Origin of the sequence: Nocardiopsis sp. CA-288880 (assembly GCF_050955985.1) — a bacterium.
GTDB lineage: Bacteria > Actinomycetota > Actinomycetes > Streptosporangiales > Streptosporangiaceae > Nocardiopsis > Nocardiopsis tropica.
In genome coordinates, this window is record NZ_CP192105.1 from 5,500,102 (window position 1) to 5,519,373 (window position 19,272).

Annotated in this window: 12 protein-coding genes and 1 tRNA gene; 5 read left to right on the forward strand and 8 right to left on the reverse strand. The window is 71.3% G+C overall.

What is annotated here, in order from left to right:
* The first annotated feature begins 144 nt into the window (after positions 1 to 144).
* From ACQPYD_RS23810 to ACQPYD_RS23820, 3 genes are all read left to right on the forward strand, one after another.
* A tRNA-Leu gene (locus tag ACQPYD_RS23810) sits at positions 145 to 217 on the forward strand.
* Between the two features lie 90 nt (positions 218 to 307).
* On the forward strand, positions 308 to 1,093 hold the full coding sequence (locus ACQPYD_RS23815; protein ID WP_433697776.1) for a transcriptional regulator: 786 nt from the start codon (positions 308 to 310) through the stop codon (positions 1,091 to 1,093).
* Between the two features lie 209 nt (positions 1,094 to 1,302).
* Positions 1,303 to 2,262 (forward strand): DUF1266 domain-containing protein, encoded by a 960-nt coding sequence (locus ACQPYD_RS23820; protein ID WP_433702110.1) that lies wholly within the window; start codon positions 1,303 to 1,305, stop codon positions 2,260 to 2,262.
* 122 nt (positions 2,263 to 2,384) lie between these two features.
* On the opposite strand, the gene pyk is transcribed toward ACQPYD_RS23820, so the two are convergent.
* Positions 2,385 to 3,818 (reverse strand): pyruvate kinase, encoded by a 1,434-nt coding sequence (gene pyk / locus ACQPYD_RS23825; protein ID WP_433697777.1) that lies wholly within the window; start codon positions 3,816 to 3,818, stop codon positions 2,385 to 2,387.
* Positions 3,819 to 3,964: 146 nt separating this feature from the next.
* On the opposite strand from pyk, the gene ACQPYD_RS23830 reads away from it, so the two are divergent.
* Positions 3,965 to 4,693: a maleylpyruvate isomerase N-terminal domain-containing protein gene (locus ACQPYD_RS23830; RefSeq protein WP_433697778.1), complete on the forward strand. Its 729-nt coding sequence runs from the start codon at positions 3,965 to 3,967 to the stop codon at positions 4,691 to 4,693.
* 118 nt (positions 4,694 to 4,811) lie between these two features.
* On the opposite strand, the gene ACQPYD_RS23835 is transcribed toward ACQPYD_RS23830, so the two are convergent.
* The 5 genes from ACQPYD_RS23835 to gltB form a co-directional block, all read right to left on the reverse strand.
* Positions 4,812 to 6,110 (reverse strand): MFS transporter, encoded by a 1,299-nt coding sequence (locus ACQPYD_RS23835; RefSeq protein WP_433697779.1) that lies wholly within the window; start codon positions 6,108 to 6,110, stop codon positions 4,812 to 4,814.
* Between the two features lie 123 nt (positions 6,111 to 6,233).
* A complete protein-coding gene (locus ACQPYD_RS23840) occupies positions 6,234 to 7,133 on the reverse strand; it encodes a prenyltransferase (protein ID WP_433702111.1) in 900 nt (299 codons plus the stop codon).
* A 74-nt stretch (positions 7,134 to 7,207) separates the two neighbouring features.
* The gene (locus tag ACQPYD_RS23845) at positions 7,208 to 7,591 is read right to left on the reverse strand and encodes a DUF2784 domain-containing protein (RefSeq protein WP_433697780.1); all 384 of its coding nucleotides are present in this window, start codon (positions 7,589 to 7,591) and stop codon (positions 7,208 to 7,210) included.
* A gap of 426 nt (positions 7,592 to 8,017) precedes the next feature.
* Positions 8,018 to 9,490 carry a glutamate synthase subunit beta gene (locus tag ACQPYD_RS23850; protein WP_267945757.1) on the reverse strand — a complete coding sequence of 491 codons (1,473 nt, stop codon included), beginning with the start codon at positions 9,488 to 9,490 and terminating at the stop codon, positions 8,018 to 8,020.
* 32 nt (positions 9,491 to 9,522) lie between these two features.
* Positions 9,523 to 14,079, reverse strand: coding sequence for a glutamate synthase large subunit (gene gltB, locus ACQPYD_RS23855; RefSeq protein ID WP_433697781.1), 4,557 nt, complete (start codon positions 14,077 to 14,079; stop codon positions 9,523 to 9,525).
* A gap of 573 nt (positions 14,080 to 14,652) precedes the next feature.
* On the opposite strand from gltB, the gene ACQPYD_RS23860 reads away from it, so the two are divergent.
* Positions 14,653 to 16,542 carry a bis-aminopropyl spermidine synthase family protein gene (locus tag ACQPYD_RS23860; protein WP_433697782.1) on the forward strand — a complete coding sequence of 630 codons (1,890 nt, stop codon included), beginning with the start codon at positions 14,653 to 14,655 and terminating at the stop codon, positions 16,540 to 16,542.
* Positions 16,543 to 16,758: 216 nt separating this feature from the next.
* On the opposite strand, the gene ACQPYD_RS23865 is transcribed toward ACQPYD_RS23860, so the two are convergent.
* Both ACQPYD_RS23865 and ACQPYD_RS23870 read right to left on the reverse strand, forming a co-directional pair.
* Positions 16,759 to 17,817 carry a hypothetical protein gene (locus ACQPYD_RS23865; RefSeq protein ID WP_433697783.1) on the reverse strand — a complete coding sequence of 353 codons (1,059 nt, stop codon included), beginning with the start codon at positions 17,815 to 17,817 and terminating at the stop codon, positions 16,759 to 16,761.
* 156 nt (positions 17,818 to 17,973) lie between these two features.
* The gene (locus ACQPYD_RS23870) at positions 17,974 to 19,209 is read right to left on the reverse strand and encodes a hypothetical protein (RefSeq protein ID WP_433697784.1); all 1,236 of its coding nucleotides are present in this window, start codon (positions 19,207 to 19,209) and stop codon (positions 17,974 to 17,976) included.
* Positions 19,210 to 19,272: the final 63 nt, after the last annotated feature.

Genomic DNA, 19,272 nt, shown 5'->3' on the forward strand with positions numbered 1-19,272 from the left:
CCTCGTCACGTACATGAGGTTACAGAGATCCGCTAGGATGCTGAGCGTCGGGACCGGCAATGCGCGCCAATCGTGACACCACCGTTGACCGGGGCCGCTGGCCGACCGGGAAAACTACAGAGAATGACTTGACAAATTCTCCAAGCCCTGGTAGCCCAATGGCAGAGGCAGCAGATTCAAGTCCTGCGCAGTGTGGGTTCGAATCCCACCCAGGGTACGAGAGCCACCCCAAGGGGTGGCTTTTCTGCTTCTCGGAGCATTGACCGGACGTGGGCGAATGTCACAGGCGTGAGCGAATCTTCACTCTATGTACTCACGCGACATCGTTGAAGAGACTTTTCGCCTCAAGGCCCTCGGTCTGACCGACCGCGCCATCGCGAAACAGTGCGGCGTCTCCGTCCAAGCGCTCAGGCACTGGCGCTACGGCACCCGGCGGTCCCCGCAGACGGAAGCCGACCGGACCGCTTACTGCCCTGTCTGCGGGACGGGTGCTCTGGACCCCGCAGCCTACGTCTACCTGCTCGGCCTCTACTTGGGAGACGGGTACATCGGACATATCCGCAACGGGGTCGACTACCTGTCGATCGCCTGTTGCGACACATGGCCCGGTCTCATCGAGGAGTGCGCACAGGCCATACCCAAGGTCTTCCCCGTGAGCGTCTTCCAGGTGCGACGCAGGGGGTGCACAGAAGTCAAGGGCACCTCGAAGCACTGGCGCTGCATCTTCCCGCAGAACGGCAAGGGAATGAAGCACTCACGACCGATCATCCTCGAACCCTGGCAGCAGGAAGCCGTCGACGAGCATCCCGAACCGTTCATCCGAGGACTGATCCACTCCGACGGCTGCCGCGTGTCCAACCGTGTGCGCAAGAAGACAGACGGAGGATGGAAGTACTACGAGTACCCCCGCTATTTCTTCTCCAACACGTCACAGGACATCAGCAACCTTCTTGTCCATGCCCTCGACCGGCTCGGCATCTCATGGAGGCGCCGAGTGGAGGTGAAGCTCCCGAACCGGGATGCGTTCATCGTGTCGGTGTCGAAGCGGGCGGCCGTGGCGCGGATGGACGAGTTCGTGGGGCCCAAGTACTGAGGAGCGGTCAGCGGGGCCGGAACCTGCGTAACTACCCGGCCAGTTCGACCACAAATGGGCCTTTTGTCACTTTATCCCCGGGCAAGGCGGGCCGAACCGGTCACATCACGGCCACAACCTGAGTACAACCCGTGGGTTCGGTCGCCCCGGCGACCGCGTGTCCCTGATCCTTGAAGATCACGGACGAGTTCTCAGGAGAGGAGCAGCAGGTGCTGACCGCGGTGGCCGGAATCGTCGGCGCACTGGTAATCGGCGCCTGGGTCGTGGTGGCCTGGGGCTCCCGACGCCGCCAGCCCTGGTTGCTGACCCCGTTCGCCCTGCTCGTCGTCCTTCTCGTGGCCGTGGGCCAGGCGGGATGGTCGTTCCTCCCCGCGGCGGCGCTCGTCGTCGGCTCCTTCGCCGAGCTGGTCATCGGCGCCCGTGAGTCCCCCGCCGTGCGCACCAAGGACCCGGACGCGCCGCTGAGCACGGAGCGCTGGGCGGCCGCCGTCGCCGCCCCGTTCCGGGTGGCGCTCGCCGAGCCCTGGGACGTGGTGGCGCGCCCGTCGCTGCGCCGCCGCTACCGGCGGCTGCTGGAGCGCCAGTGGCAGGTGACGGACCGGGAGTCGCTCCTGGCGGCCGTGGAGGGTCTTCTGGACGAGTTGCACACGAGTCCGACCCTGGACCTGGTCGTGGACCTGAGGGGTGGGATCGCGCGTTCCCGGTTCCCCCGGGACGAGGGCGGGCAGGCGACGGGCGGTCACGTGCTGCTGACGCCGGAGCAGGTCGTCCGGCTGCGTGCCGTCACGGGGGTCGGCGAGGCCGACGAGACGGTGATCATCGGGGCGTACCAGTGGTGGCGGTCGGTGCACGTGATCCGGTTGGTGTGCGGGGGCGCGACCCTGGACTGGCTGAGCCCGGTGGAGACGCAGACCCTGTTGCGGCGGGTGGCCTCGGACCTGCAGCGCCGGTACTCGTCGTGGCAGCAGTTGTCGACGGCTTTCCACGCGGGGTACCTGCTGTGGCGGGACAAGGGCGTGGAGGGCGACCACGGGGGGACGGACCGGGTGTGGGCGGCTCTGGGGCTGCTCACCGAGGATGTGCGGAGTCCGTGGAACCTGCTGCCGTGGGACATGCCGTTGGAGCGGGTCATTCCCGAGGGCGGGTTGGCCGCCAACCCGGAGCCGTAGGGCTCCGGAAAGACGTCGGCCGCACCTGGCCCTGACCCGGTGGTCGGCGCGGCTCATACGCCGTTCCTCCGGGCCGGACCTGATGCGGCACGTCTTGCGGGCGCCCGTCGCGGGCGCCGGTCCTACGTGGTTCCGAGCGCGACGGCGTCGCCGAGGCGGTGGACGCGCAGGGAGTTGGTGGATCCGGTGGTTCCGGGCGGGCTGCCGGCCACGATGACGACCTTGTCGCCCTTGGTGTAGTCGCCGAGCTGGAGGAGTTCGGCTTCGACCTGGCGGACCATGTCGTCGGTGTTGTCGACCCAGGGCACGAGGTTGGTCTCCACTCCCCAGGTGAGGGAGAGGGTTCCGCGGGTGGAGTTCTCGGTGGTGAACGCCATGAGCGGGATGGGTGAGCGGTAGCGGGCCAGGCGTCGGGCGGTTTCGCCGGACATGGTGAAGGCGACGAGGGCCTTGGCTCCGATGGTGGCGCCGATCTCGGCGGCGGCGCGTGCGATGGCTCCGCCGGTGGTCTCGGGTACCCGGTTGAGGATGTGCGAGGCGCGCAGGGATTCCTGTTCTGCGGCGCAGATGATGCGGGCCATCGTCTCGACGGTCTCGATGGGGTACTGGCCGACGCTGGTCTCTCCGGAGAGCATGACGGCGTCGGCGCCGTCGAGGACGGCGTTGGCGACGTCGGAGGCCTCGGCGCGGGTGGGCCGGGGTGATCCGATCATGGATTCGAGCATCTGGGTGGCGACGATGACCGGTTTGGCCTTGTCGCGGCAGCGTTCGACGGCGCGTTTCTGCACCATGGGGACGTTCTCGAGGGGGAGTTCGACGCCGAGGTCGCCGCGGGCGACCATGACTCCGTCGAAGACCTCGATGATGTCCTGGAGGCGTTCGACCGCCTGGGGCTTCTCGATCTTGGCGATGAGGGGGACGGTGATGCCCTCCTCGTCCATGATGCGGTGGCATTCCTCGGCGTCCGCGGGGCTGCGGACGAAGGAGAGGGCGACCATGTCGACGCCCTGGTGGAGGGCCCAGCGGAGGTCTGCCTCGTCCTTCTCGGTGAGGGCGGGGACGCTGACGGAGACGCCGGGGAGGTTGAGTCCCTTGTGGTTGGAGACGGTTCCGCCGTAGATGACGCGGGTGTGGACGTCAGTGCTGGTGGTCTTGGTGCATTCGAGGACGACGCGGCCGTCGTCGATGAGGACGCGGTCGCCGGGGCGGACGTCTCCGGGGAGTCCCTTGTAGGTGGTGGAGACGCGTGTGGCGTCGCCGGGGACGTCGTCGATGGTGACGGTGAACTCGTCTCCGGCGGTGAGTTCGACCGGTCCGTCGGGGAAGGTGCCGACGCGGATCTTGGGTCCTTGGAGGTCGGCGAGGACTCCGACTGCTCGTTGGGCCGACTCAGCGGCTTCGCGCAGGTTGGCGAGGCTGGCGCTGTGGTCGTCGTGGGTTCCGTGGCTGAGGTTGATACGGGCGACGTCGAGTCCTGCGTCGACGAGCTTGCGGAGGACTTCCGTGCTCGACGTGGCGGGACCGAGGGTCGCGACGATTTTTGCTCGACGTGTCACGCCTATCACTTTAGAGCGTCTGGGGGATGCAGTGGTCTAAACCAGGTTGCGAATGGACGTATCTCAGGCTGCGGGAAGACGAACGGGGTCGTTGCACGAACGGGGTTGTGGGTGGTGCGGGGGCTTTCTGTAGGTTGCCTGTGGCGGTGGCGATTCTGGGAGGTTCTGTGTTCTCGCGTGATGTGGTGCTGGGTGCGTTGGCGGTGGAGGTTGCCTCGTTGGACGCGGTGTTGTGGGGGTTGTCGGAGGAGGAGGCGGTGGTGGGGACGCGGTGTGCGCCGTGGGATGTGGCGGCGTTGGCGGCGCACACGGTAAGGGCGATGTTGCAGGTGGAGCCGATGTTGGTTGGTGAACCTGCGGTGACGGGAGGGGCGTTGGTTTCTGCTGGGGAGTATTACCGGCCGGATGTGCGGTTCTCGGCGGAGGTGAACGCGCAGCGGGTGGGTTCGGCGGTGGAGGCGGCGGCGCGTCGTGCGGACGCGGGTGAGGCGGGGCGGTTGTTGCGGGGGCGGTGGTCGCCGTTGGTGGCGCGGTTGGCGGCGGAGCCGGTGGACCGGGTGGTGGTGACGCGTCACGGGGATCGGATGCTGTTGTCGGATTTCCTGGTGACGCGGGTGGTGGAGTCGGTGTTGCACGGGTTGGACCTGGCGGATGCGCTGGGTCGGGGTCCGTGGGTGTGCGGTGGGGCTTTGGACGTGGTGCGGGGGTTGTTGTTCGGGGAGGCCGATCCTGCGGTGGTGGAGGGGGTGGTTCCGGGTGCGTTGTCGGGTCGTGAGGCGGGGGTGGCCGCGGTGCGTTCGGTGACGGGTCGTGGGGGCGGTGTGTCCCGGGGTGCGTGGGAGGGGGCGGGGGTGCGGTTCCTGGCGTTGGGTTAGGCGGTGGGGTTTGCCGGGGGCGGGTTCTGGGGGTGGGCCTGTTCGTCGCGGGGGGCGCTTCTGGGGCCTGTCCTGTCCGGTCCTGCCGTCCCCGAGGGGGTGGCGGGGCGGGCGGGTGTCAGTGGGCGGGGTCGGCGCGGGCGGCCTGTTCGTTGGCGTCGGCGCGGGCGGTGGCGGTGCGCAGGTGGCGCAGGGTGAGGAGGGTGGCGGCGGTGAAGACGGCTGCGCCGAAGAGAGCGGGGGCCCGGAGGTCTGCGCGGGCGAGGAGGCCGCCGAGGAGGGCGCCTGCGGGGGCGAGTCCGAAGCCGAGCATCTGTTTGGCGCTGCTGACGCGTCCCATGAGGTGTTCGGGAACGATCTGCTGGAGGATGCCGCTGGAGAGGACGGTGCCGTAGGCGCTGGCCGCGGCGACGAGGGTCCAGGCGGCGGCTGCGGTGGGGGCGTTGGGGGCGAGGGCGAAGAGGGTGCAGAAGGCTGCTTGGGCGAGGTATCCGGCGGTGATGCCGCGGTAGCGGCCGATGCGGTGTGCGGTGTTGCCGGCGAGGAGTGCGCCGCCGATGGCGCCGAGGGCGGCGGTGGCGAGGAAGACGCCGAAGAGGTGCGGGGGGACGCCGTAGTGGTCCTGGACGGTGAGGACGAAGACGGCGGTGACCGCTGCGGCGCCGAGGTTGAGGGTGGCGCCGAAGAGGATGAGGGCGCGTAGGGGCGGGTCGGTGTGGATGTGGCGCAGGCCTTGTGCGATGTCGTGGAGGACGGCGCGGACGGGGTTGGCGGGTGGGGTGGCGGGCTGGTCGGTGGGTGGTGCGGGGGCTCGGCGTGCGGTGAGGGGCAGTCCGAGGAGGATGAGGGCGCCGAGGGCGTAGGCTCCGGCGTTGGCGGCGAGGGGCAGTGCTGCGGCGATGGCGAAGAGGAAGCCGCCGAGGGGTGCGCCGGCGAATTCCTGGGCGACTTCGCGTCCGCCGACGAGTCGTCCGTTGGCGCGGTCGAGTGCGGTGCGGGCGAGGGCGGGGAGGATGGCCCTTCCGGCGATGTCGTAGACGATCTCGCAGGTCATGGCGGCGAACATGACGATGTAGAGGGTGGTGACGGTGGCGTTGCCGGTGGCGGTGAGGATCGCGAGGGCGGTGATGGCTGCGGCGCGGAGGAGGTTGGCGGCGACCATGGCCCTGACGCGGTCGACGCGGTCGACGAGGGCTCCGGCGAGGAGTCCGAAGAGGAGCCAGGGGAGGTAGCGGGCCGCGGTGAGTCCGGCGACGGCGAGGGGGTCGTTGGTGAGGGCGGCGGCGAGCATGGGCAGGGCCGTGAGCATGATGCCGTCGGCGAGGTTGCTGGAGAGGCTGCCGGCCCAGAAGCGGTGGAAGGCCGGGCTGAGGCGTGGTGTGGGTCGGCCGGGCGTGGGGGGTGTGGTGGTGGGCATGTGCCTTCGCGGGGTGCCGTCGGGTTGTCGGCGGGTGACTCTATCGAAGGCGGGCGGGTGTCCGGGGGTTTTTGGGGTGTGGGTGGGGGCCCGGTCGGTGGGCCGGGCCCGGTGGGCGGGTGTTCAGCGGTCGCGGCGGGGTGGTGGGAGGAAGGCGGCGACGCGGCCGTAGGCGCGGAGGATGCGCAGGCGTTGGATGGTGCGCATGCCTTCGCGTTCGATGGTGGCGGCGGTGTCCCAGTGTTCCCAGGCGGCGTCCCATCCGCCGTCGGGGCGTTGGCTGTTCTCGAAGTAGTCGAGGTTGCGGTTGATCTCGGCTTCGGTGAAGAGGGGCCGGGCGATGTGGCTGGGGTTGTCGGCGAGGTCGAGCGGTGTGTGGACGTGTCGCTGTCCGCAGGGTTTGGGGTTGACGTCGATGCCGGCGCGGATCATGGGGTAGAGGCGGTTGATGGCCTGGACGGCTCGGGGCCGGTCGGGTGCGTGTTGGAGGAAGGCGCAGATGCCGATGGCTTCGTGGGGGTCGGTCCAGTGGAGTGCGTCGATGCGTTTCCAGCACCAGGCGGTGGCGAGGTCGCGCCAGGGGTGGCTGATGTGGTGTTTGTGGAGGTGGCCGGTGATGTGGGCGGTGAGGCCGAGGTCGGCGGTGAAGTCGTCGCGGTGCTGCCACCAGGGGGCGGCCTCGCTGTAGCGGACGTTGGGCAGGACGGGGGGCAGGCCGCCGTCGGGTTCGCTGACGGTGGAGAGGTAGCGGCAGATGCCGAGTCCGACGGTGGTGGGGATGGGGCCGAGTTCGTCGAGGTAGCGCAGGGCGATCTGGGCGGCGGCGGGTTGGCTGGCGTGTCCGCGGAGGTCGGGGTCGAGTCCGTTGCCGTAGCCGCCGTCGAGGTTGCGGTAGGCGGTGAGTGCTTGGCGGACGGGTTCGGTGGGGCCGTTCTGGAAGAGGTGGGCGAAGCGGTGGCGGTCGATGAGTCGCGCGTTGCGCATGGTGAAGTGTTCCGCTGTGCGGAAGGAGTCCCAGGTCACGACGGTCATGTCTTCGACGGTACGTCCGCTGTCGGGTGCGGAGAATAGCTCGCGGGACAATCCATTCGCGTTCTTTACGCGGGGTTCGAAGCTTTGTGGTGTTTGCGTCTTCGGTGGTGGATGAGGTATCCGGCCCAGGAGGCGGCGATGGTGGCGGCGACGGCGAGTTGGACCGTGAGGAGGTGTTGGGAGGGGTAGATGACGCCGGTGAGGTAGTGGTCGATGAAGCCGGTGGCGGGGAGTCCCGCCTGGCCGGCGTTCTCGCGTCCCCAGGTCTCGAGGGCGGTGAGGGGGCACTGCCATCCGACGACGGTGACGCCGAGGCCGTAGAGGGCGCAGGCGAGGTGGGGCCGGATGGTGCGGGGCCACCGCCAGGCGAGGAATCCGCCGAGGGTGACGTAGGCGAGGAAGAGCAGGTGGAGGACCATGGCGGTGTCGCCGATGAGTCGGTAGGCCATGGGCGTCGTCCTCGCTGGTGTGTCCGCGGGCGCTGTGGGCCGGCGGAGGGGCTGGCCCGGTGCGGGGCTCCGTGGGAGGGGTGCGGGGAGGCCCGGGCGCCGGGTCGGGTCCGTCTGTTCCCAGTATCTCCGGGCGGGGCCGGGCGGGCCAGGGGGCGGTGCGGCCTGTGGACGGGGCGCGGGCGCCCTGTGCGCGCGGCTCCCGGCGCCTGTGGCCGCCCGCGGCCCGGCCTCGCACCGGCAGGCACCGGCAGGCACCGGCAGGCACCGGCAGGCACCGGCAGGCACCGGCAGGCACCGGCAGGCACCGGCAGGCACCGGCAGGCACCGGCAGGCACCGGCAGGCGGGAACGCGTCGGGCGCGGGGGGTGTTCCCCCCGCGCCCGACGCGTGGTGTTCTGCCGTGTCCCGCGGTGCGGGCGCTCCCTAGACCAGGGGGCGCTCGGTCGGCGGGATGGCCACCGGCAGGTTGGTGCCGCCGGGGAGGCCGGTCCCGGTGGCGAGGAAGCGGTCCACGCCCGCGGCGGCGGAGCGGCCCTCGGCGATGGCCCAGACGATCAGCGACTGGCCGCGCCCCATGTCGCCGGCGCAGAAGACGCCGTCGACGGTGGTGCGGTAGTCGCTGTCGCGCACGACGTTGCCGCGGCCGTCCAGTTCGACGCCGAGCTGGTCGATCATGCCCTCCTTCTGCGGGCCGACGAAGCCCATGGCGAGGGTGACCAGGTCGGCGGGGATCTCGCGCTCGGTGCCCTCGACGGGCTCGAAGCCGTTGGGGCCGCGCTTGACCTCGACCAGCTTCAGCGCGCGGACGTTGCCGTCCTGGTCGCCGAGGAACTCCAGGGTGTTGACGGAGTAGATGCGCCGTCCGCCCTCCTCGTGGGCGCTGGTGACCTTGTACAGCATCGGCATGGTCGGCCAGGGCTGGTGGTCGGGCCGCGTCGCCGGGGGCTTGGGCATGATCTCCAGCTGGGTGACCGACGCGGCGCCCTGGCGGTGGGCGGTGCCGACGCAGTCGGCGCCGGTGTCGCCGCCGCCGATGACGATGACGTGCTTGCCCTCGGCGTGGATGGGGGCGCGGTCGTAGTCGCCCTCCTGCACCTTGTTGGCCAGGGGCAGGTACTCCATGGCCTGGTAGATGCCCTTGAGCTCGCGTCCGGGTGCGGGCAGGTCGCGCCAGGCGGTGGCTCCGCCGGTGAGGACGACGGCGTCGTGGCCGGCGCGGAGCTCGTCGACGGTGATGTCGACGCCGATCTCGACGCCGGTGCGGAAGGCGGTGCCCTCCGCGGTCATCTGGGCGAGGCGGCGGTCGATGTGCCGCTTCTCCATCTTGAACTCGGGGATGCCGTAGCGGAGGAGGCCTCCGATGCGGTCGGCGCGCTCGTAGACGGTGACGTCGTGTCCGGCGCGGGTGAGCTGCTGTGCGGCGGCGAGCCCGGCGGGGCCGGAGCCGACGACGGCGACCTTCTTGCCGGTGCGCGTGGTGGGGGGCAGGGGCTTGACCCAGCCCTCCTCCCACGCGCGGTCGATGATGGAGACCTCGACGTTCTTGATGGTGACGGCGGGCTGGTTGATGCCGAGCACGCACGCGGACTCGCAGGGGGCGGGGCAGAGCCGGCCTGTGAATTCCGGGAAGTTGTTGGTGGCGTGCAGGCGTTCGATCGCCTCGGCCCAGTCGTGGTTGTGGACGAGGTGGTTCCACTCGGGGATGAGGTTGCCGAGCGGGCAGCCGTTGTGGCAGAACGGGATGCCGCAGTCCATGCAGCGCGAGGCCTGCTTGGTGACGGTGGCGCGGTCGAAGTCCTCGTACACCTCGCGCCAGTCCTGGATGCGGACGTCGACGGGGCGGTGGGCGGGGAGCTCCCGCTCGGTGATCTTCAGGAAACCCTTGGGGTCGGCCATGGTGTTTCTCCTCCTCTCGTGTGGGCCGGCGCTCAGGACTGCGCGGAGGCCATGACGGCCTCGTTGACGTCGCGGCCGTCTCTTTCGGCCTCTGCCTGGGCGAGCAGGACCCGCTTGTAGTCGCGCGGCATGACCTTGGCGATCCGGGCGAGGCCGGTGTCGCCCTGGGCGAGGACGCGCCGGGCGACGTCCGAGCCGGTCTCGGCCAGGTGCCGGGTGAGGACGTCGGTGAGGTAGGCGCGGTCCTCGTCGGTGAGGGCGTCGATCTCGACCATCTCGGTGTTGACGCGCCGGGCATCCAGGTCCAGGACGTAGGCGATGCCGCCGGACATGCCGGCTGCGAAGTTGCGGCCGGTGCGGCCGAGGACGACGGCGCGTCCGCCGGTCATGTACTCGCAGCCGTGGTCGCCGATGCCCTCGACCACGGCGAGCGCGCCGGAGTTGCGGACGCAGAAGCGTTCGCCGACGACGCCGCGGAGGAAGATCTCACCGGAGGTGGCCCCGTAGCCGATGACGTTTCCGGCGATGATGTGGTCCTCGGCGACGAGCCGGGAGTCGGCCGCGGGGCGGACGACGATGCGGCCGCCGGAGAGTCCCTTGCCGACGTAGTCGTTGGCGTCCCCGGACAGGCGCAGGGTGACGCCCTTGGGCACGAAGGCGCCGAAGGACTGTCCCGCGGATCCGGTGAAGGACACGTCGATGGTGTCGTCGGGGAGGCCGTCGGCGCCGTAGCGCTTGGTGACCTCGTGTCCGAGCATGGTGCCGACGGTGCGGTTGACGTTGCGCACGGGCAGTTCGAGCCGGACGGGCCGGCCGAAGTCGAGCGCGCCCTCGCTGAGCTGGATGAGGGTGTTGTCCAGGGCCTTGTCGAGGCCGTGGTCCTGGATGCGCTGGTGGGTGCGGTGGTCGCCGGTGCGGGGTTCGACCTCGTGGAGGATGGGTGCGAGGTCCAGCCCCTGGGCCTTCCAGTGGGTGACGGCTTCGGTGGTGTCGAGCAGGTCGACGGCGCCGATGGCCTCGTCGAGGCTGCGGAAGCCGAGCCGGGCGAGGTACTCGCGGACCTCCTGGGCGATGAACTCGAAGAAGTTCACGACGTGGTCGGCCTGGCCGGAGAACCGTGCGCGCAGGGCGGGGTTCTGGGTGGCGACGCCGACGGGGCAGGTGTCGAGGTGGCAGACGCGCATCATGACGCAGCCGGAGACGACGAGGGGCGCGGTGGCGAAGCCGAACTCCTCGGCGCCGAGCAGGGCGGCGATGACGACGTCGCGTCCGGTCTTCATCTGTCCGTCGGCCTGGACGACGATGCGGTCGCGCAGGCCGTTGAGCAGGAGGGTCTGCTGGGTCTCGGCGAGGCCGAGCTCCCAGGGCGTGCCCGCGTGCTTGAGGGAGGTGAGCGGCGAGGCGCCGGTCCCCCCGTCGTGGCCGGAGATGAGGACGACGTCGGCGTGGGCCTTGGAGACGCCCGCGGCGACGGTGCCGACGCCCGCTTCGGAGACCAGCTTGACGTGGACCCGTGCGGACGGGTTCGCGTTCTTGAGGTCGTGGATGAGCTGGGCGAGGTCCTCGATGGAGTAGATGTCGTGGTGCGGCGGCGGGGAGATGAGCCCGACGCCGGGGGTGGAGTGCCGGGTGTCGGCGATCCACGGGTAGACCTTGTGGCCGGGCAGCTGGCCGCCCTCGCCGGGCTTGGCGCCCTGGGCCATCTTGATCTGGATGTCGTCGGCGTTGCTGAGGTAGTGGGAGGTGACGCCGAAGCGGCCGGAGGCGACCTGCTTGATGGCGCTGCGCCGCAGGTCCCCGTTGGCGTCGGGGGTGAAGCGGGCGGGGTCCTCGCCGCCCTCGCCGGTGTTGGACTTGCCGCCGAGGCGGTTCATCGCGATGGCGAGGGTCTCGTGTGCCTCGGCGGAGATGGAGCCGTAGGACATGGCTCCGGTGGAGAAGCGCTTGACGATCTCGGAGACGGGTTCGACCTCGTCGACGGGGACGGGTTCGCGCACGCCCTCGCGGAGGCGGAAGAGCCCGCGCAGGGTCATGAGCTTCTCGGCCTGGTCGTCGATCTTGGAGGTGTACTCCTTGAAGATCTCGTACGTGCGGGTACGGGTGGAGTGCTGGAGCTTGAACACCGTCTCGGGGTTGAAGAGGTGGGGTTCGCCCTCGCGGCGCCACTGGTACTCGCCTCCGACGTCCAGGCGCCGGTGGGCGCCGGGGTTGGCGGCGTGGGCGCGGCGGTGGCGGATGGCGACCTCTTCGGCGAGGACGTCGAAGCCGACGCCGCCCAGGCGTGAGGTGGTTCCGGTGAAGCAACGGTCGACGACCTCGGCGCCGAGGCCGAGTGCCTCGAAGATCTGGGCCCCGGTGTAGGAGCTGACGGTGGACACGCCGATCTTGGACATGACCTTGAGGACGCCCTTGCCGAACGCCTTGACGGTGTTGCGGACGGCCGTGTCGGCGTCGACGCCGCCGAGGGTTCCGCGTTCGACCATGTCGCGGACGGTGGCGAGGGCCAGGTACGGATTGACGGCGGAGGCGCCGTAACCGACGAGGAGTGCCACGTGGTGGCATTCGCGCACGTCGGCGGCTTCGATGAGGAGGCCGACCTCGGTGCGGGTCTTCTCGCGTACCAGGTGGTGGTGGACGGAGCCGGTGAGCAGGAGCGAGGGGACGGGCGCCCGGTCGGCGCCGGCCCCGCGGTCGCTGAGCACGAGGATGTGCGCGCCGTCGGCGATGGCCCGGGACACCTCGGTGTTGATCTGGTCGAGGCGTGCGGAGAGGGCGTCCCCGCCGCCGTCGACGGGGTAGGTGCCGTCGACGGTGTAGGTCCTGAGGGCGGGGTTGTCTCGGCCGGCGGCGACGATGGCGGCGAGTTCGGCCTGGTCCACGACGGGTGTTGGCAGGACGAGCCGCTGGGTGTCGCCGGGGGCGGCGTCGAGGATGTTGTGCTCGGCGCCGAGGAGGGTGGACAGGCTGGTGACCATCTCCTCGCGGATGGCGTCCAGCGGCGGGTTGGTGACCTGGGCGAAGTTCTGCGAGAAGTAGTCGAAGAGCTGCCGGGAGCGGTCGGAGAGTGCGGCGACGGGTGTGTCGGTGCCCATGGAGCCGATGGGCTCGGCTCCGGTGCGGGCCATGGGGGTGAGGATGACGCGGAGTTCTTCCTCGGTGTAGCCGAAGACCTGCTGGGCGAGGTTGAGCTCGGCGACGGGGACGGGGTCCGCGGCGGGGAGTTCGGCGAGGCGCAGGACGCCGGAGTCGATCCACTCCTGGTAGGGGTGTTCGGCGGCGAGTTCGGCCTTGATCTCCTCGTCCTCGATGATGCGGCCCTGCGCGGTGTCGACGACGAAGATGCGGCCGGGCTGGAGGCGTCCCTTGCGGACGACGGTGGCGGGGTCGATGTCGAGGACTCCGGCCTCGCTGGCGAGGACGACGAAGCCGTCCTCGGTGACCCAGTAGCGGCCGGGGCGCAGCCCGTTGCGGTCCAGGACGGCGCCGACGACGGTGCCGTCGGTGAAGGACACCGAGGCGGGGCCGTCCCAGGGCTCCATGAGGGTGGAGTGGTACTCGTAGAAGGCCCGGACGGCCGGGTCCATCTCGGTGTGGTTCTCCCAGGGCTCGGGGATCATCATGAGCACCGCGTGCGGGAGGGTGCGTCCGCCGAGGTGGAGGAGTTCGAGGGCGTCGTCGAAGGACGCGGTGTCGGAGTCGTCGGGGTCGACGATGGGGAAGATGCGGTCGAGGTCGCCGGGGATGAGGTCGCTGGCGAGCTTGGCCTCGCGTGCGCGCATCATGTTGCGGTTGCCCTTGACCGTGTTGATCTCGCCGTTGTGGGCGACGAAGCGGAACGGGTGGGCGAGCGGCCAGGACGGGAAGGTGTTGGTGGAGAACCGGGAGTGGACCAGGGCGAGGCCGGACGCGTAGCGCCGGTCGGACAGGTCGGGGAAGAACGGTTCGAGCTGCGGGGTGGTGAGCATGCCCTTGTAGGCGATGGTGCGCGGGGACAGGCTCGGGAAGTAGACGTCGGTCTCGTGCTCGGCGCGCTTGCGGACGCAGTAGGCGTGGCGTTCGAGTTCGATGCCGGTGAGGCCCTCGGTGGGGGTGCCCGGGGTGCCGGTGATGAAGAGCTGCCCGAAGTAGGGCATGGCCTGGCGGGCGGCGGGGCCGCTGTACTGGGGCTCGAAGGGCAGTTCGCGCCAGCCGAGGAGGGTCAGCCCCTCGTCGGCGACGATGGCGTCGATGGCCTCGACGGCGGCGGCGCGCTCGGCGGCGTCGACGGGGAGGAAGGCGATGCCGGTGGCGTAGGCGCCGGGCTCGGGGAGTGCGAAGCCGCAGACCTCGGTGTAGAGCTCGTGCGGGATCTGGGTGAGGATGCCCGCGCCGTCCCCGTCGTCGGGGTCCGCGCCGGAGGCGCCCCGGTGGTCGAGGTTGCGGAGGACCGTGAGCGCCTTCTCGACGATGTCGTGGCTGCGCCGGCCGGTGAGGTCGGCGACGAAGCCCACACCGCAGGCGTCGTGCTCGAAGGTGGGGTCGTACAGGCCCTGGGAAGTGGATTCTGCGTTCGTTCGGACGGACGAACGCCGCACCTGAGCAGCGGGCATCTACCCTCCCTGTCGTCTCTTGTCGGCTTTGTGAAAAGCGCATTCGGGACGACATTGGCCCTGCTGCGTGCGGATGTAGTTGTGTGCCGCGTGAGCGGCGGTTCCCGCTGTGCGGGCGCCCTTCGCGCTACCGTCGCGCGTCCACGTCCTCGTGGTCGCCGGTGGCGGTCGGGGTCCCTGTTGCGGGCGGGTTCCCTTATACACGCTGGTCCGGCCGCGATGCGAATCGGAGGTCTAGACCAGATGGCGCCGCGGTGCGCCGGTGTTCGCGGTTCGCCCCCCGGGGGGCGGTGCTTGTCCCTCTCGGTTGTCCCCGATGAGGGCTGGCCTAGCCGGTTTTTCCACGAGGGAACCCCGCTAAACCTCCCAAAGTGGATAAAACCCCGACTGTGGGTCGGTGTTCCGCTCCGGGACCGCGTGACGCCGTGTACCGGTGGTCAACATTACCCCGGCGTTAACGCACCGCCCAAGGGGGCCCGGGTCCCCCGCGTGGGTGATCTGTCCCTCACCCGCGACGGACCGTTCTGACCTGGGCGGCCACAGCCACCCGTCGACCCGTGGGACCATCGGTGGATGGCAGGCCACCCGACTTTCCCGGACCCGGACGACCACGGTTCCGCACCCCCCGACCACACCCCACGAACACCAGGAGTCACGGTTTCGGACACCTCCCCCGCGCCCCCGCCCGGGGGCGCGCCGCCGCTGCCCGAGGCCGCGTTCCGGCTGCTGCGCGAGCACGGGGCGGACATGCCCCGGCTCCGCCGGGTCCTGGCGCTGCTCGCCGACGGCCGGTGGTGGGGCGCCGACGACCTGGTTCGGGGGACGGGTGTCGCGTACACACTGGTGTCGTCGCTGCTCAAGGCGCTGGACGAGGCCGGTGAACTCACCACCGAGAGCGACGGCCGCCAGAGCCGGGTACGCCTGGCGCGGCCCTCCGGCTACGCCGGCGCGGCCGGCGACGACCTCGCCGACCCCGTGGCGCACCTCCTCCCCCGGTACGCCCGCGCCCACGCCGAACTGACGCGCGCCGTGGCCGAGGGCCCCGCCTCCGACCTGGACCTGGACCACGTCACCGCGACCGCGGAGACGGCACTGCGCCGTGCCCTGTTCCTGGCCACGCGCTTCGACCTGCACGACCGGGTCCTGCTGTGCGTGGGCGACCACGACCTGACCTCGATCGCGCTGACGCTCGTGTGCCCCGGCGCCCGGGCCGAGGTCGTCGACATCGACGAGCGTGTGCTGGCACACATCGACGCGCTGGCAGACAGGCTGGACCTGCGGGTGCGGACCCACACGGCCGACCTGCGCCTGGGGCTGCCGTCCACGGTGCGCGGCGTCGCGGACGTGGTGTTCACCGATCCCCCGTACACCGCCGACGGGGTGGAGCTGTTCGTGCGCCGCGGTGTGGAGGGCATGGCCGACCCCCGCCGGGGGCGGGTCCTGGTGGCGTACGGCGCCAGCGAGACCACGCCCAAGCTGGCGGCCGCCACCCAGTCGCGGCTGGCGCGGATGGACCTGCTGTTCGAGGCGGTGTGGCCGGACTTCAACCGGTACCACGGCGCGGAGTCCATCGGCGCGGCCTCCGACCTCTACGTGCTCCGGCCGCTCACGCGCGCCCCGGCGCCGCCCTCGGGCGACGCCGCCAGGGTGTACAGCCAGGGGGTGAACGCCAAGGAGGCCCGGGGCGGCCTCGACGCCGGGCGCGCCCGCGCGGTGCTCGACCGCGTGCGCGAGGACCTGGACGGCCGGGAGGCCGCGGACAGGGGCCGCGGGGACGGCGGCCGGACCACCGCCGAGGGCCCGGAGCCGACGCTCGTGGGCGAGTGGCCGTCGGAGGTGTCGGCGGCCGGGCGGGTACGGCTGTCCACCTGGATGGACGCGCCCGCGCCCGTGGGCGACCGCGCCGTGCTCAACCTGACCGGCGGGTGGGAGCGGCTGGCGGCGCGCGCTGCCCTGGCCTCCGCCGCGGACACGGTGTACGCCCTGGTCCCCTCCTCCGCGGCGTGCGTGCGCGACGCCGCGGGGCAGCAGGGTCTGCGCGCCCTGGTGGAGCCCCGCTTCCGGGTGCGGTTCCTGCGCGGGTTCGGCGCCGACGACCTGACCGCGGTACGCCTGACGCGGCGCCCTCCGGACGTGGACGAGCCGGGCGGGGCGGGAGCGGGCGCCGGGGAGGGCCGGGGAGGGGTCCCGGCGGACGAACGGGCGCAGGGGGTTCCGGACGCCGCTGTCGACCTCCTCCTGACCCATGTGCAGGAGCGGGCACACGGCACGCTCACCGCCACGCTGAGGGCCGGGCTCGTCGAGGTGTCGGCGCGCGCGGGCCGCCCGGCCAACAAGCGCACCGCGCGCCAGGCCGTGTCCACGGCTCCGTGGTGGCTGGCCGGCCACACGCTGCTCGACCTGCCCGAGCACCGCTTCGCGGAGCTGCGGGGCGTGGCCGCCGCGCTGCTCGCCCAGGTGTAGGTCCGGCCCCGGCCGGCGCCGCGCCGGGCTGTCCGGGGCAGCACGGCGCCGGCGGGCCCGGCTCCCCCGGTGGCCACGCCACGGGCGGGGATCCGCGCCCGCCGGGCCCACCGGGGCCGGTGGACGGCCGTACGGGATCCGCGGGGGAACTCCCCCGCCCCGCGGACGTGCGGAGGGGCCCGGAGGACGTGTCCTCCGGGCCCCTCCGCACGCGGTTCAGCCGGTTCCGGTGCCGAGGCCCTCGGTTCCGGCGGGGTCCTCCGCGGTGCCCTGCGTACCCGCGGGGTCCTGCACCGTGCCGTCGGTTCCGGCCGGGTCCTGCACCGTGCCCTCGGTCCCCGCCGGATCCTCGACGGTGCCCTCCTGCGTGCCCTCGTCCGTCTGGCCGGTGCCGGAGCCGTCGTCGAGCTGCACCATCCGCCGGTAGAGCGGGTCGCGGAAGTTCGCCAGCGCCACGAGCGGGCCGGAGAGGCTGACCCTCTCCTCGACCGACTCGGAGTCGGTGGGCTGGACCCACACCACGACCAGGTAGTGGCCGCTGACGATCGCGTCGCTGGCGCTGTAGCCCTCGCCCAGGCGGTCGAACGGGTCGGCGCCGGAGGGGGAGAGCACGAACCCGGAGTCCGGGGCGGCGTCGCCCTCCTCGTCGGCCCCGGCCTCGTCCGCCTCGGGCGCGTTCATGGCGGCGGCGACGGCCCTGCTCCCCTCGACGTCGGCGAGGTTGAACACGGCCGTCACGCCGAAGTAGGTGTCGGAGACGTAGGTGGCGCGTCCTGCCTGGGTGCAGTCGGCCTCGGCCAGGGCGGTACGGACCTGCTCCCCCCACACCGCGGCCGAGCAGTCCTCGCTCAGGTCCGAGTCGCGCAGGGTGAAGTCGATCTCCTGGCTGGAGATCTCCGCGTTGCGGCTCTCGAACAGCTCTCCGGCGTTGAGGGCGCGGCTGTCGCCCTCACGGGAGGCCAGCACCTCGTTCATCCGGCCGGTGTCGATCACCCGGTACATGACGGGTCGGGTCTCCTGGGCGGCCTGGTCCGCTCCGCCCCCCTCGCCGAGGCGCATGTACAGCACGGTGCCGAGCACGGCCAGCGCCACCACGGCCACTCCGGCCACCACGAGGAGGGGACGGCGGCGTCCCTTGGTCTCCTGCTTCCTCCGGCCTCCGGCCCGGCGGCGCCCACCCGTGCGGGAGGACGGCCCCGCCGACACCTCGTCGGACTCGCTGTTTTTCCTCCGGCGTCCGGCGGGACCGGACGCCGACGGTTCAGAAGGGGACACCCAGTGGACCTTTCCTCGGATGCGGGCCGGCCGCGCGCGCGTGGCCGGCCCGGTTCGCTTGGGGAGAGGGGCGGAAAGCACCCCGCCCGCACGACCCTGGCGGAAGGGTCGATCTGTCCGAGATCCTATCGGGGCGTCCGACAGGGCGGGACAGGCCTACTCCTCGGCCCGACCCGCCTCGACGACCTCCTCGTAGATGAATTGCGTGGAGTTCATGGAGGCCACGCTCAGCTTCGCCAGGTCGGCGTTGTCGCCCGGGTCGGCGCCGTCGGTGTCGGCGACCCAGAACACCGCCAGGTAGTGGCCCATGACCTGGGCGTTCGCCTGGCTGTAGCCCTCCTGGAGGCCGGGAATCTCGCCGCCGTTCTGCGTGAGCAGGAATCCGGCGTCGCTCTCGGCGTTGGTCGGGTCCAGGGAGGCCTCGACGTCGGCGGCCGCATCGGCGTTGGCCAGGTCGAAGACGGTGACCTGTGCGATGTGCTCATCGCCCGCGTCGGTGTACACACCGGTGGCGGCCTGGATGCAGTTCGCGTCGATGAGGCTCTGGCCGAGCTCCTCCCCCCACACCAGTGAGGTGCAGGAGTCGGTGACGCTGCTCTGGCGGAGCTCCAGCGTCATGTCGTCGAGCCCGATCTCGCCGACCGCCCCGAACACGGACTCCTCGGTCATCGGCTCCGCGCCCTCGGGGCGTTCGTTGATCGCGCCGAACACGTCCTCGCGGTTGGGCTCGGACAGGTAGAGCTCCGGCGTGAGGGTGCTGTGCCCCTCCGGCGGAGCCACGACCGAGTCGTCGCCGCCCGAGACCGATCCCCCCGACCCCGTGAAGAGCTGGAAGGTCAGCAGTCCGAGGAGGGCGACCAGCGCGATGCTGAACGCGCCCAGCAGGACGCCGAGGACGGCTGTGCCGCGCTTGCGCTTGCTCTGCTCGGCGAGGGTGTAGACGATCTGGTTGGGGCGGTCGCCCAGGACCGACACCTTCTTGATCGCGGACGCGGAGAAGGCCGAGACCTTGCCGACCCCGCCGCGCCCGGCCCCGGACGCCCTGCGCCTCGAAGCTCCGGCCGCGGTCGCCCCGCGACCCTTCCTGCGGCGGGAGGACCGCCGGGAGCCGGCGGCCCCGTCATCGGCCGGGGCCCCCTCCTCGTCCTCGTACTCGTCGTAGTCGTCGTACGCCTCGCCCCCGTCGGCCCGGTCCGCGGTGTCGGCGGTGTCGGCGTCGGACGTGCGGGTGTGACCGTACTCCGCGGAGAAGTCCTCCTCGGGGTCGTAGTCGTCCTCGCGGCCCTCGTCGTGGCCGTAGTCGTCGGCGTGGTCCTCGGTGTAGGCCCGGCCGGCGCGGCGTGAACCTCCGCGCCGTCCCCGGCGGCCGTACCCGGACTCAGCTCTGCTCACGGTCTTTCTCAATCGTCAACCCGTGGTCTGCTCGAAAGGTACAGGGCGTTCTCCGCTCCGCGG

Bases quoted from the DNA above. Each gene is read 5' to 3' on its own strand.
- ACQPYD_RS23835 (WP_433697779.1), bottom strand. From the start codon at position 6,110: ATGCCCACCACCACACCCCCCACGCCCGGCCGACCCACACCACGCCTC.
- gltB (WP_433697781.1), bottom strand. From the start codon at position 14,079: ATGCCCGCTGCTCAGGTGCGGCGTTCGTCCGTCCGAACGAACGCAGAA.
- ACQPYD_RS23845 (WP_433697780.1), bottom strand. From the start codon at position 7,591: ATGGCCTACCGACTCATCGGCGACACCGCCATGGTCCTCCACCTGCTC.
- ACQPYD_RS23815 (WP_433697776.1), top strand. From the start codon at position 308: ATGTACTCACGCGACATCGTTGAAGAGACTTTTCGCCTCAAGGCCCTC.
- ACQPYD_RS23850 (WP_267945757.1), bottom strand. From the start codon at position 9,490: ATGGCCGACCCCAAGGGTTTCCTGAAGATCACCGAGCGGGAGCTCCCC.
- ACQPYD_RS23860 (WP_433697782.1), top strand. From the start codon at position 14,653: ATGGCAGGCCACCCGACTTTCCCGGACCCGGACGACCACGGTTCCGCA.